The organism is Pseudoalteromonas sp. GABNS16E, assembly GCF_028598715.1.
In the GTDB taxonomy this organism is placed as follows: domain Bacteria; phylum Pseudomonadota; class Gammaproteobacteria; order Enterobacterales; family Alteromonadaceae; genus Pseudoalteromonas; species Pseudoalteromonas atlantica.
In genome coordinates, this window is record NZ_JAQREZ010000002.1 from 21,689 (window position 1) to 35,308 (window position 13,620).

The 13,620-nt window shown below is 40.9% G+C and carries 11 protein-coding genes; 5 read left to right on the top strand and 6 right to left on the bottom strand.

Features of this window, described 5'->3' with window-relative positions:
- The first annotated feature begins 39 nt into the window (after positions 1 to 39).
- A complete protein-coding gene (icd, locus tag PSI06_RS01125; protein ID WP_273602674.1) occupies positions 40 to 1,290 on the top strand; it encodes an NADP-dependent isocitrate dehydrogenase in 1,251 nt (416 codons plus the stop codon).
- Positions 1,291 to 1,302: 12 nt separating this feature from the next.
- Here the strand turns inward: icd and PSI06_RS01130 are convergent, their stop codons facing one another.
- On the bottom strand, positions 1,303 to 1,734 hold the full coding sequence (locus PSI06_RS01130) for a hypothetical protein (protein ID WP_004586781.1): 432 nt from the start codon (positions 1,732 to 1,734) through the stop codon (positions 1,303 to 1,305).
- Positions 1,735 to 2,831: 1,097 nt separating this feature from the next.
- Positions 2,832 to 3,779 carry a LysR family transcriptional regulator gene (locus PSI06_RS01135; RefSeq protein WP_273602673.1) on the bottom strand — a complete coding sequence of 316 codons (948 nt, stop codon included), beginning with the start codon at positions 3,777 to 3,779 and terminating at the stop codon, positions 2,832 to 2,834.
- Positions 3,780 to 3,896: 117 nt separating this feature from the next.
- Here PSI06_RS01135 and aceK point away from each other — a divergent pair, with 117 nt between their 5' ends.
- The 4 genes from aceK (at position 3,897) to lepB (ending at position 8,147) form a co-directional block, all read left to right on the top strand.
- Positions 3,897 to 5,672: a bifunctional isocitrate dehydrogenase kinase/phosphatase gene (aceK, locus tag PSI06_RS01140; protein WP_273602672.1), complete on the top strand. Its 1,776-nt coding sequence runs from the start codon at positions 3,897 to 3,899 to the stop codon at positions 5,670 to 5,672.
- A 365-nt stretch (positions 5,673 to 6,037) separates the two neighbouring features.
- Positions 6,038 to 7,000, top strand: a complete 963-nt coding sequence (locus PSI06_RS01145) for a zinc-binding dehydrogenase (RefSeq protein ID WP_273602671.1) — start codon at positions 6,038 to 6,040, stop codon at positions 6,998 to 7,000.
- A gap of 103 nt (positions 7,001 to 7,103) precedes the next feature.
- On the top strand, positions 7,104 to 7,358 hold the full coding sequence (locus PSI06_RS01150; protein WP_004586776.1) for a DUF2999 family protein: 255 nt from the start codon (positions 7,104 to 7,106) through the stop codon (positions 7,356 to 7,358).
- Positions 7,359 to 7,496: 138 nt separating this feature from the next.
- Positions 7,497 to 8,147, top strand: a complete 651-nt coding sequence (gene lepB / locus PSI06_RS01155; protein ID WP_004586775.1) for a signal peptidase I — start codon at positions 7,497 to 7,499, stop codon at positions 8,145 to 8,147.
- 31 nt (positions 8,148 to 8,178) lie between these two features.
- On the opposite strand, the gene PSI06_RS01160 is transcribed toward lepB, so the two are convergent.
- From PSI06_RS01160 to nirB, 4 genes are all read right to left on the bottom strand, one after another.
- Positions 8,179 to 9,432: a nitrate regulatory protein gene (locus PSI06_RS01160; RefSeq protein ID WP_273602670.1), complete on the bottom strand. Its 1,254-nt coding sequence runs from the start codon at positions 9,430 to 9,432 to the stop codon at positions 8,179 to 8,181.
- Between the two features lie 269 nt (positions 9,433 to 9,701).
- Positions 9,702 to 10,568: a uroporphyrinogen-III C-methyltransferase gene (gene cobA, locus PSI06_RS01165; RefSeq protein ID WP_273602669.1), complete on the bottom strand. Its 867-nt coding sequence runs from the start codon at positions 10,566 to 10,568 to the stop codon at positions 9,702 to 9,704.
- A gap of 11 nt (positions 10,569 to 10,579) precedes the next feature.
- A complete protein-coding gene (nirD, locus tag PSI06_RS01170) occupies positions 10,580 to 10,933 on the bottom strand; it encodes a nitrite reductase small subunit NirD (RefSeq protein WP_273602668.1) in 354 nt (117 codons plus the stop codon).
- Entirely contained in the window at positions 10,920 to 13,496 is a 2,577-nt protein-coding gene (nirB, locus tag PSI06_RS01175) for a nitrite reductase large subunit NirB (RefSeq protein ID WP_273602667.1), read from the bottom strand. Before nirB ends, nirD begins: the two co-directional genes overlap by 14 nt.
- Positions 13,497 to 13,620 lie beyond the last annotated feature (124 nt).

The following is a 13,620-nucleotide window of genomic DNA, read 5'->3' on the forward strand; positions in this document are numbered from 1 at the left end:
TTTAATCAGGTAACACTATTTTTAGTATAGGTATTAACCATGGCTTATCAGCATATTAAAACCCCTGAGCACGGACAAAATATTACTATTGATGCTAAAGGCCAATGGCATGTGCCTGTAAATCCTATTATTGCTTATATTAATGGTGACGGGGTTGGGCAAGAGGTCACACCGGCCATGCAGCATGTGGTGAATAATGCCATTACACACTGTTATGCAAAGGAGCGAAAAATTCACTGGATGCAAGTATATAACGGCGAGCAAGCAGCAAAGTTATATGATGGCGATTGGTTCCCAGAGGAGACGATTAACGCAGTACGTGCGTGTAAAATAGCAATTAAAGGGCCCTTAACTACACCTCTTGGCGGCGGTTTTCGCTCATTAAATGTGGCGCTAAGGCACGAAATGGATTTATTTGTAAATATGCGCACTGTTAAAGGGCTAAGTGCGTTGCCATCGCCGTTAAAAAATCCATTTTTAACTAACATAACAGTGCTGCGTGATAGCAGCGAAGATGTATATTCAGGAATAGAGTGGCAAGCTGGCAGCGTAGAGAGCGAGAAAATGCTCGACTTTTTATGTGAAGAAATGGGAGTAACGCGCCTAAGGTTTTCTCAAGAGTGTGGCATTGGTATAAAAAATATATCTAAAGAAGGCTCCGAGCGCCTAGTACGCTATGCAATTAATTACGCCCTTAAAAATAACAGCGAATCGTTAACGCTTGTACATAAAGGGAATGTACTTAAATTTACCGATGGTGCCTTTAAACGTTGGGGGTTTGCCTTAGCCCAAAATGAGTTTAACGCTACCCCACACGAAAACGGACGCTGGCTTGAAATAGCACGCGCTAATAAATCGCCTTTAATTATTAAAGAAGTGATAGCCGATAACATGCTGCAACAATGTTTAATGAACCCAGAGCAATTTGATGTGGTAGCAACCACAAACCAAAATGGCGACTTTTTAGCAGATATGCTCAGCGCACAAGTTGGCGGAGTGGGCATTATGCCGGCTGCTAATTTAAATAACGATGTGGCATTTTTTGAACCAACTCATGGTACGTTTGAGAGAATAGCAGGGCAAAACAAAGCAAATCCAAGTAGCAGTATTTTAAGTGCCGTTTTAATGCTTAAGTTTATGGGCTGGGATGAGGCAGCAACGCTGATTGAACAAGCGCTCGAACAAGCACTCAAAAGCGGTAATGTAACTTTTGATTTAGCGCAAAATATTAATAACTCGACAACCCTAAGCTGCAGTGACTTTGCACAAAAGGTTATCGAGTATTTTTAAGCAACTCCATTATTAGGCCGCTGTGGCTGTTTTTGCCTTGTGTACACATGGGCGATTAGTAAGCTGTGCAGCGCGGTGGTAAATATCGTGTGCGTTAGGTTCATCGCACTGAGTACCACTAAGCGTATCCATTAATGCAACTACAATAATAGCCGGTACTTGGCAGCAGTATTCATCAAGTACTGCCTCGGTTGTTTGTGCATCTACATGGCAAAGCGGGTGGTTTTTACGCTGATACGCATGCAGTAGCGTATCTACTTCTAAAATGTCATCTGGTTGGTGCTTTGTTTTACGGCATTTACAACCAAACTCATCAACCAAGGTAGCAAGTGCTTGGTATGTCTCAGCGGCATTGGTTTTAGTGCATAACTGTTGGGTAATAAACTGATGTAAATTAGCGTCAATAAATAACCCGTCTTGTTGTGTGAAGCTTGATGTTGTCATAATCATTACTCTTAGTTTGTTGGCTTAACTTCACTTTAGCGCTAAGTGTATTATTAATGAAATTGTTGTTTTCAATAACTGACATTGATTTTATCAATAGTAAATGACAACAAACCAAAAACCACTTAGCATGCTTAATTAAAGTGGTGCAAAAACCTATAAAAATGCACAAAACTGGGACACACTAAATAATAATTAAAAGCATAGTTTAATTAAGTATTTGATTTTAAGTGTTTTTTTATTTTTGTGGTGGGTTGGCATCAAGGTTGCTAAATATAAAGGGTAGGGTTCACTCCTATTTCTACGATTTCAAAAGCGCCATGGTATTTTCCCAAAGTTGAATACCATGGCGCTTTTTTATTTTTAAAAGAGCAATGCGCATATAATAGTTGTGATAAAAACGACAAAATAAAGTTTATGATGCCAGTTTTTCTTATAATTTTTACGATACTGTTTGATCATAATATCAACATCTTCTTTAGGAAAAACATGTTCACACCGATAGCACACGTGCATTCCCTTTTTAATAAATGCGCCACATTTTATACATCTATAAATATAGCTAAGGCGGCTTTCGCATAGGTAAGGATATTCTTTTTTATTTTTCATAATTGTTATTTTTGAGCGCTTTGTTTTGTTTTACTATCGTTTCTATACCGTGCGCGACGGTTATACACCCTAAGCCTATTGCACCAAAAATAAAAAAATAGAATTTTTTAGGGCTCGATTCGATAGAAGCAATTACCCGTTCCCCTCCTTTATTATGTATAACGCCATCATTATAAGTAAAGTAGCTCCATAGAATGAAAAACAAGCCTAGTAAAATAGTTACGTATGCTTTGGTTTCTTTCTTTGAGTTTTGCTCTGTTATTTCTAATTGCTTTATAACCTTAGGGTCCACTCTCTTTGGGTTGTTTAGCTCTTCTATTAGATGTTTGTATCTTTGCGGGTATTTGTTTGCATCAATAGTTTCAAGTGCTTCATGTAATTCTTTAAGTGAATAATTAGAGTAATCAATGTTGATAGTGATTTTCCTTAAATCTTTTTTAATACATTTTGAGCTGTAATCAGAATTTTAAATTAAAGAAAATTACTAACTACCTATCCGCAATTGTTTTAGCAAACTCAAGCAACTCACGGCGTAACCACTGGTGTGCGGGAGCATGGTGAAGTAGTGGGCTCCATATCATTTTTACCTCAATAGGGACTATTTGAAACGGTACTGGGCTAATGACTAAATCGGTATGCGTGGTTAATAATTTAGCCTGCCTGCGCGGTAAGGTGGCAATAAGTTGCTCTGATTGGCATAGCAAACTTGCAATCATGTAGTGGCGTGTAAACACCCGTATTTTACGTGTTTGTTCTAGCTGCCAAAGTGCTTCATCAACCCAACCTAGTTTTTGCTTGCCTGACTTATTGGTAACGGCAGCTTCTGGCCCCCAGCCAGCGCGGTTTACCCAAACATGTTCTTTTTGCAGATAATCATCAAGGCTTGAGTGCTGTAAAAAGGTATTTTTAGGGTGGGTTAAACAGCAGTAATTATCGCGCCAAACACTGGCTTGATGAAACGAGCGAGGCAAGCCATTAAAACGGTTTATGGCTAAATCAATAGTGCCTTTTTCCATATCTTGCAGGTTTACATCGCTTGGACTCAGTACATCAAAATTAACCCCCGGGTTTTTAGATAACTGCTCAGTAATAAAGGGGGCAATTAAGGTCGACTCCATGTAGTCGTTTGCCATTATTCTAAAAGTCACCTCTGCCGTTGCTGGGTTAAATTGCTCACTGGGCTGAGTAATCGCCTCTGCCATTTTTAAAAGAGACTCTATTTCAGGCTTTAAGCTAAGTGCTTTGCTGGTGGGGGTCATAGAGCCTGCGGCACGCACAAGTAGTGGGTCGTCAAATAAATCACGTAATCGTTTAAGTGCGTTACTCATGGCAGGTTGTGTTAGTGCGAGTTTGTTAGCCGCTTTTGAAACACTTTTTTCATCAATGAGCACATTTAAGTACACTAATAAGTTGAGATCGACGTTACGTATATTCATATGATCAATTTTATTTATATGCTTTATTAATTACCTAAATTAAAGCCTGCTTGCTAAGGTGTAAACAATTAATAAAAAATAACCGCTATAAGTGGTAAAAATAAAAGTGCTGTAACCATGTCAAAATTGTTAACTAATCAAACCAATAATGCGCTACAGCAAGTTATTGCTACTAAGTTAGCCCGCGCTGTTTTTGCAGGCTTTGAAGCAATGTTTGCGCAGTTTTTAAATATTACGCTAGGTGCGCAAAGCCGGTTTGAACAACAAAAATATCACAATGTGCAAACTGCCATGCGCGAACGCTTACAAGTGTACGAACGTGAAGTAAAAAATGTCAGTGAAGCTGTGAGAGTTATTGCTTACGCTGAACTGACTTGTCCGCAAACATGGCAACTAGCTAAAAATATATACGGCGATATGGTGCAAAATCATGAAAACAAACCCATAGCGCATACCTTTTTTAATTCTACCTTTGGTGCTATTTGGGACGATAAAAAAATTCGAACCGTACATTTGTTTGTATTAAAAGCAAAATACAGAAGCGAGCCGCGTTCGTATGAAAACTTAGTTAGGAGAATATCGTTTAAAGATGGGTTTAACCATGCTGTAAAAACGCTCATTACCCGCCAAGCATTTAGAGTACCTTTTAGTCAACTAAACGCCGATTTACAGGCATTGCAAACAACGTTAATGGCCGGTGCAAAGCAGCAATGTAAACAAGTGTATGAGCTTATAAATTTAAACGACGGGTTTATAGAATACGCAAATTCATTATTTTTTAGAAACAAAGCCTGCTACTTAATAGGGCGCTGTATAGCTAAAAATGGCGATAATATGCCTTTTGCTATCGCCATATTAAATACTAATAAAGGGTTAAAGCTTGATGCCGTAATGATGGGCGCCGATCAGTTAAGTTTGCTGTTTGGTTTTGCTCGTACCTATTTTATGGTTGATACCGATCAACCCGCGCGCTATGTAGATTACTTAAGCGTGCTGATGCCACATAAAAAACGCTTTGAGTTATTTAACGCCATTGGCTTTATTAAGCACGCTAAAACAGAGTTTTATCGTTACAAAGTTGATACCACTAAAAATAGCCCTACTAATTTTAAATACGTGACAGCCCCAGGTACTCCCGGCATGGTTATGCTGGTATTTACCATTGAAGGGCTAGACTACGTTTATAAAGTAATAAAAGATAAATTTAGTGCACCAAAAACAGCCACCAAAGCGCAAGTAAAAGCCAAGTACAACTTTGTAAAGCAAGCCGACCGCGTAGGACGCTTAGTAGATACACACGAATTTAGGTATTTAGCGTTCGACCTCAGCCGCTTTAGCGACGAGTTACTTAAGCAAATGAAATCACAAATTGGCAGCAGCATGGTTATATCGAGTAAGGCGCTTATTTTAAAGCATGTGTATGTTGAGCGAAAAATGACGCCGCTTAATTTATACATTAATCACTGCTCTAACAAAGCATTACAACAGGTTATGACCGACTACGGTAAAGCGATTAAAGACTTAGCCGGCGCAAATATATTCCCAGGCGATATGCTAATGAAAAACTTTGGCGTAACCCGTTGGGGGCGCGTTGTTTTTTACGACTTTGATGAAATTTGCCCATTGACTGATTGCCACTTTAGAGATGTACCTAGTGCACAAAACGACCTAGAGGAGCTAAGCGCCAACAGTTATTTTGATATAGCAGAAAACGATATTTTCCCCAGTCAGTTTAAGGTGTTTTTTAGCGCAAACGAAACGGCATTTAACTATTTTAACTGCGAACATAACGAACTGTTTTTAGCCGATTTTTGGCAAGCTTGCCAACAACAAATTAAATCAGGCTTTTTACCTGACGTATACCCTTATAAACAAAGCTGGCGGTTTAAATAAAAATAACTAACCCCATGTCTAGCTAGGGCCTGTTTATCTTTCGAGGTTAAATTTGCAGCCGTCTGTTTGGTAATTAGGCAAGGCAGAGCCTATGTAGTGTGGTTGTTCCCCATAAATAGGCGATAACGTAGCATAAATGCCAAACAGGCGCTGCCCGAAGGGTTTCTGCCTAGGGGCCATTGACTCTTTGTTGCCTACATGGATGTAGGTAAGGGGCGTGAGCAGGACGCGGAAGCTTTGCTTGGTTTTTACTTAGCCCACTAGGTTACAAACCTCGCGCCGCGATTAAATGGCCCCTAGATTGAACAAATTTTAATCCTGAAAGGTTATCAGGCCCTAATTAAAAGGCTAAATACGGAGCATTAATGAAATATATTTCTCATGAGGGTGGCACCCTTGCATTTAGTGAAACCGATAAACCGGTTTTAAAAAGCCACGAAGTGCTAGTAAAAGTGTCTGCTATAGGTGTAAATCGCGCTGATTGCATGCAGCGCCAAGGTAAATACCCAGCGCCAGCTGGGGATAGCCCCATTTTAGGTTTAGAGTGCGCAGGCACAGTGGATGAGCTTGGTTTTGATGTTGATAAAAGCTGGCTTAATAAACGTATTTTTAGCTTGTGCGCAGGCGGGGCTTACAGCGAATACGTTGCCATAGATGCTAAACAATTAATGGTATTGCCAGATGATTTAACCATGGTTGAAGGTGCAGCTATTAGCGAAGTGTACCTAACAGCATTTGGTGCGCTTTTTGAACTTGGTAAATTACAACAAGGCCAAACAGCGCTTATTCATGCAGGGGCAAGTGGTGTAGGCGGTGCGGCTATTCAAATGGCTAAAAGTGCAGGTGCAACGGTGGTTATTACTGCCGGCTCAGATGAAAAATGCGAGCATGCAAAAGCCCTTGGCGCCGATCATGCCATTAACTATAAAACAACTGACTTTGTAGAATATATGCAAGCAAATGAGCTTTTAGCAAATGCAATTGTAGATCCTGTTTCGGGCAGTTATTTAAATAAAAATGCGGCTATTGCTGCCATGGATTGCCAAATTATTATGCTCGCTTTTTTAGATGGGCGTTTTGCTGAGGTTGATTTTGCAGCGCTACTACGCAAACGTATTTCGTTTCATGCATCAACACTTAGAAACCGTAGCATTGAGTTTAAACGCCAATTACGCGATGACTTAGTTGCGCGTTTTTACAATGATATTGCTACTAAAAAGTACGACTTTAACGTGTATAAAACACTACCGTGGAGCGATGCAAACGAAGCGCATGCTATTTTAGAGCGTAATGAAAATGCCGGTAAAGTGGTATTACTTGTAGAATAACCACCCAATGTAACACTGAGGCGTGTGTTGGCGTTGTTAATGCATGGCTCAGCTAATATAATTTAGTAAATATAAAATACGTACAAAACACACAAGGTTAAAAATGAACCCAATACTAGCAATACTTAAAGAGCACAATGTAAGCGACGAAAAAGTAAAAGCATTGTTCGAGGCCTTTACACAAAACCCAATGATGGCAATGGCATTAGTACAAGAGCTTGGTATTCCGCCTGAAAAACTACAGCAGTTAATGGCCGTGGTTATGACTCAGCCGCACTTAATTAAAGAAGCCACCGACGAACTCGGCCTAGACTTTGAAAAAGTAAAAGAAGCGAAAGACAAGCTAAACCAACAATAAGCTTCACAGATTACTCCTTACCAAGGCATAAGCCTTGGTAATTCTACCTAAAATCACCACACTTTTTGTTACATTATTCATTGAACTGCTTGGTATTAAGCTAGTCATACTATTACTTATGATAGGTAGGGACTAGGTATGAAGCCACTTTATAAATTTTGGAAAAATAACCGTTCGTTAATTTTATTTATTGCGCTGATGAGCGTGTTTAGAAGCGCAGTTGCCGATTGGTATGAAGTACCGACAGGCTCGATGAAACCCACCATATTAGAAGGCGACAGAATCTTAACCGATAAAATGGCTTATGATATACGCATCCCTTTTACGCATATTCCTTTAGTTAAATTAGCCGACCCACAAACAGGCGATATTATTGTATTTGACTCACAAGCTGCTGATAACCGGTTAATTAAACGCGTAATTGGTGTGCCAGGCGATACGGTAGCGCTTTATAACAACGAGCTAGAAATTAATGGCGTTAAACTTAAATACAATAACTTGCAAAGCAATATTGATTCTTTAGATAAAATAGAAGATTTAAATGGCCACAAACACACGATTCGTGTTGCGCATACGCCTTCACAGCTATCGGGTTTTAATAAAATAACTATTCCTGAAGATTATTATTTAGCAATGGGTGATAACCGCGACCACAGTGCTGACTCGCGTGTTATTGGTCTAATCCCCCGCAGCGAACTACTTGGCAAAGCAGAGCGTATTATTGTGTCGCTTGATTACGACGATTATTACTTACCTCGTAAAAACCGCTTTTTAAAACCCTTACTTTAAGGGGGTTTGTGCGCTAACCACACGCCAGATTTTAATCGCTTAGCTCTACAATTTTTTGCGCAATATTATAAAGCGAGCAGTGCGAGTCCATTGCTTGCTTTTGCAACTTTTTATGAGCTTGCTCTTCGCTAAGGCTTAGCTGCTCTATTAAAATATACTTTGCCTGATGTATTATTTTTTGCTCTGTTATTACCCGTTTAGCATCAACTAAAGCCTGGTTTATTTGCTTAATATGTTGGCTTTGCTCCATGATTAGGTCGTACATGCTTTTATTACTATTGAGTTTATTAGCAGCGGTATTTTGGGGGGTATTTTGTTTAAACGCGAGTTGGCCGTCGGTCATTGGCATGTATTGTTCTTCAAGGCTGCTTATAACCTGTTTATTTGAATTTAAAGTGCGCTGCGCCTGAGCAATTTGCATTGCTGCAGAGTCAATAAGGTAGTCGCTGAGGTTTTGCTCAATTTTGTGCATAATATCGATACGCGTTGTTGTTACCTCGTACCACACCTCACTAAGCTGAGAAAGCGGCTGCGCATTTTCGTCATCTAGATTTTGTAAAAGCCCGCGTAGCTGATCCACCTGCTTATTTACGGGGTGATCAGTTAACGAGCGATAGCATTTTAATACGTGTTCGTCGGCGTATTCGTTAAAAAACGTAAAGCTGTGGTGCTGTTGTTGAACAAAATGAGCAAGCTGTTGTTTTTGCTCCACGGTAAACTTACTTGACGCAAACGCTTGCGCGCCACAGGCACGTTCTTGTCCGGCGTATTCTTTACCTTGCATAAAATTAAAATATGCCACTAACAATCGTGTAACGCGCGGGTCGCTGGCGCCATCGGCGGCTTCTAAAATTATATTTAGCAAACACGAAATAAGCTGCGTATACGATTGAGTTGCATGCACAGGGGTAATTTTTTGATTTGCTATTTGTTGTCGCAGCTCTGGCAGCGCCTCTAACGATTGCAAACTATGGGTAATTAAATTGTACAAACGGGTGTGGCCCGTGTCGGCGTTATCGGTAATAAAGGTCGTTTTAATTGAGTGGTAAAACTGCGTTTGTGTTTGCTCTGTTAAGCTAATTTGTTGTTTTAACTGCGAAGCAAAACGTTTGCGGTTAGAGGCTAAATAAATATTGCTCATTCCGCGCTCTTTTTGTAACTGATGTATAAAGTCGCCCAGTTTAGTAAGCGATGCACAGCTTTTTTGAAGCTGTTTTAAGGCATGAATTTCTTGGTATTTTGCTGCTAATAAAAACTGTTTTATGAGAGGATTGCTCGATAACATAGGACTTGTTCCACACTTTTTTGTATATAAAGTGCAACCACCGTTCCAATCATTTAAAAAATTCTCGATTGAATTTAAAATTAAATTAAAACAGCCGCTTAAAGCCATACTTGTTATTTGTTCCCATTTTAACTTATCTGTCCTTATTACAGGAATAAACCTTTTTGGTGCAAAAATAGTTGTTTTTGCACTCGATTGCGCCCTTCATGAACGAGGGGAAAAAAGTGTTTACTCTGTAAACTGCACAGAGCAAACACCAGAGGGGGAATTTATGCGTTGCTACATTGCAGCAACGCTGGGCTGATAGCCATTTGATGATTTATTACCTCGCCAACCATAATTAGCGTAGGGCCCGTTAATGTGTGCACCGCACTCTCGCTAGTAATTTTCTCAAGCGTGCTGGTTATTATTTTTTGCTGGTTGGTGGTGGCATTTTCTATCAATGCGATAGGGGTTGTTTTAGGCCAGCCAACCGATTGCAAACCAGTACTTAATGCGTTTAATCGTCCTAATCCCATATAGACGACTAGCGTGGGGTTATTAGAGCCTTGTACATAGGTGTAGTTGTGCCAATTAGGGAGTTTATTAGGATCGGCAAATTGCGCCGTTAAAAATGTAACACTTCGAGCCACATCGCGAGCAGTAAGCGGTATACCAGTATAAGCCGAGGCTGCACACGCGGTAGTAACGCCCGGGACAATGGCAAAATTAATATTGTGCTCTGATAGGGCGTTGGCTTCTTCATTAATGCGCGCAAAAATACTCGGATCGCCACCTTTTAAACGAACAACTTTAAACCCTTGTTGTGCGTATTTTACTAATAAGGCACTAATGGCAGCTTGTGGCATAGAGTGCTTGCCTGCGCGTTTACCTACATACACTCGCTGCGCATGTTTAGGCAGTGTATTTAAAAGCGCTTCACTAACTAGGCTGTCGTACAATACCACGTCGGCTGCTGCAATCAGGCGCTGCGCTTTTACAGTTATAAGCTCAGCATCGCCCGGGCCTGCCCCTATTAAATACACGTGGCCGTTTTTTTGATGTTTAGCTTTGTGCTTTGCATCTTGAGTTTGTTTATTAATAAACTTGTTTAGCCATGGGCTGTCAATACCCGAAAAATATGAAAGAACACTCATTTTATTGCTCCTTATGCTAATGCTGTAATGGCTTTTGGCTCAGCGCTAACAAAGACATTGCTATTGTCTATTTTGGCTTCAAATACGGGGAGCTGTATTGCCTCTGCTTCTAGGCACTCGCCGGTATTTAAACAAAAATGTTGCTTATACAAAGGGGAGGCCACTACTAATTTTCCATCAATAGAGCCAATAATGCCGCGCGATAGTACATTGGCTTTGCCTATCGGGTCGTAGTTGCTAATGGCTAACACAGGCTCACTATTTTGTGGAACATAAAATATGGCCACTTGCTGGTTGTTTACTAATGCGCATACGCCACTATTAGCAACTAGGTCGTCGGTTGTTCCAATTTTATGCCAATACATCAGCTTGCTCCTGCTCAATTTCCATTACGGGGATACGGTTTGTCGAATTTTGCTGGTTACGTTTTTCAGACTCTGTTGCGGGGCGAATTTGGTTGCGCTCTTGTACAAATAAAATATTGCTATCGGCATCTGGGCTATTAATAAATTGGCGGAACCGTTTTGAGGCCTCTGGACTTTCAACTGCTTTTTTCCATTCGCAGGCATAAGTTTTAGTTATAAGCGCCATTTGCGTTTCAAGCTCATGGCAAATACCTAGGCTGTCGTCTATTACTACGCTTTTTAAATAATCTAACCCGCCTTCTAAATTTTCCATCCACACTGAGGTGCGCTGCAGTTTATCGGCGGTTTTAATGTAAAACATGATCACGCGGTCAATGTATTTAATGAGTGTTTCGGTATCTAAATCGGTAGCAAATAAATCAGCATGGCGCGGGCGCATACCGCCATTTCCACATACGTATAAGTTCCAGCCATTTTCGGTTGCTATTACGCCTATATCTTTGCTTTGTGCCTCAGCGCATTCGCGAGTACAACCCGATACGGCCATTTTAAATTTATGCGGGGCGCGTAAACCTTTGTAGCGGTTTTCAATTGCAATCGCGTGGCCAACACTGTCTTGTACGCCATAGCGACACCACGTACTGCCAACACACGATTTAACGGTTCTGAGCGATTTACCATAAGCGTGACCGGTTTCAAAACCGGCTGCAATAAGTCTTTCCCAAATAATAGGGAGCTCTTCAAGGCGTGCGCCAAATAAGTCGATACGCTGCCCACCGGTTACTTTACAGTACAGGTTAAAGTCTTTGGCAACTTGGCCAATAACAATAAGTTTGTCGGGGGTAATTTCGCCACCCGCTATACGGGGAACGACAGAGTAAGAGCCATCTTTTTGCATATTTGCAAGGTAAGTGTCGTTGGTGTCTTGCAGGCCAACATGAGCGGGTTCTAAAATAAACTCATTCCACGTTGAAGCTAAAATAGAGGCCACGGCAGGTTTGCATATTTCGCAGCCGTGATGACCGCTGCCATGTTTAGCGAGCAAATCATCAAAAGTTTTAATGCTTTCTACTTTTACTAAATGCAGTAACTCTTGGCGCGAAAAAGCAAAGTGTTCACATACATGGTTGTTAACTTCAACCCCACGGCTTTCAAGTTCACTGTCGACTACCGATTTTAATAATGCGGCACAACCACCACAGCCGCTGGCGGCTTTGGTACAAGCTTTAACTGCAGATAAATCGCATGAGCCGCCATCAATTGCACCCACAATGTCGCCCTTGCTTACATTGTGGCACGAACAAATAGTGGCGGTATCGGGCAGGGCATTTCCCGCTAAAACAGGTGCTCCTTCGCTATCAGGTAAAATGAGGCACTCAGGGTGTGCGGGTAATTCCATGTCGTTTAACATGTACTGCAACAGTGTGTCGTAATCGCTAGTATCGCCAACAAGCACTGCGCCTAATAACTTGTTGCCTGCCTCATTTAAAATAATTTTTTTATAACAATCACGAATAGGATCTTGATAAATTAACTCTTTGCAATCGGGGGTTTTAGCGTGGGCATCGCCAATTGAGCCTACCTCTACCCCGAGTAGTTTTAATTTTGTGCTCATATCGGCGCCTAAAAACTCAAGTTCGCCGCCTGTAAGTTGGCTTGCAACCACGCGAGCCATATTATATCCTGGGGCGACTAGGCCAAAAAGCTTTTTGTCCCACAAGGCACATTCGCCAATAGCATATATATCTGGGTTTGATGTCTGGCATTGGTTATTAATTACAATGCCGCCACGTTGCCCTAATTCAAGTTCGGCCACTTTGCCAAGCTCATCGTATGGGCGAATACCGGCCGAGAACAAAATTAAGTCGGTTTCTAAAAACGTGTCATCTGAAAAATTTAATCTGTAACGGCTCGTTTCGCCTTTTACTATTTCGCTGGTGGCTTTAGCGGTATGCACGCTTACGCCCAATTTTTCAATTTTGTTTTTTAACAGCGTGCCACCTTGTTCATCAAGTTGTACCGCCATAAGTTGGGGTGCAAACTCAACTACATGAGTATCAAGCCCAAGTTGCTTAATTGCATTGGCTGCTTCAAGCCCTAACAAGCCGCCACCTATCACTACGCCACTTTTACTTTGTGCAGCGCTAGCTTTTATTTGCTCTAAATCTTCTAGGGTACGGTAAACCAAGCAATGGGGTTGGTCATTCCCTTTAATTGGCGGCACAAACGGGTACGAGCCTGTTGCTAAAATAAGTTTATCGTAACTAAACGTATCACCAGTTTGAGTGCTAACTACCTTGTTTGTTTTATCTATTTCATTAACCCACTGGTTAGTATGCACATTTATATTTAACTGATGATAATTATCAAAGGTGGTTAGGGCTAAATCGGCGGCTGTTTTACCATCAAACACGCTGGATAAGTAAACACGGTCATAAGCTAAATTTGCTTCTCCACACAGTACGGTAATGTGCGCGTTAGCGTCGCTTTGGCGCATTTGCTCTACAAAATGGTGCCCAACCATCCCATTACCAATAATGAGTATTTTTGTTGGTGTTTGCATTGGTATCCCCTCAATGACGGTTTAATTTAAAAACAAAAAAGCCCGCCACAGATACAAATTAATGCAACTGCGAGCGGGCTTCTTTGCCTGTGGTCATAACAACCTAAATGTGTGTCGTTTTAAT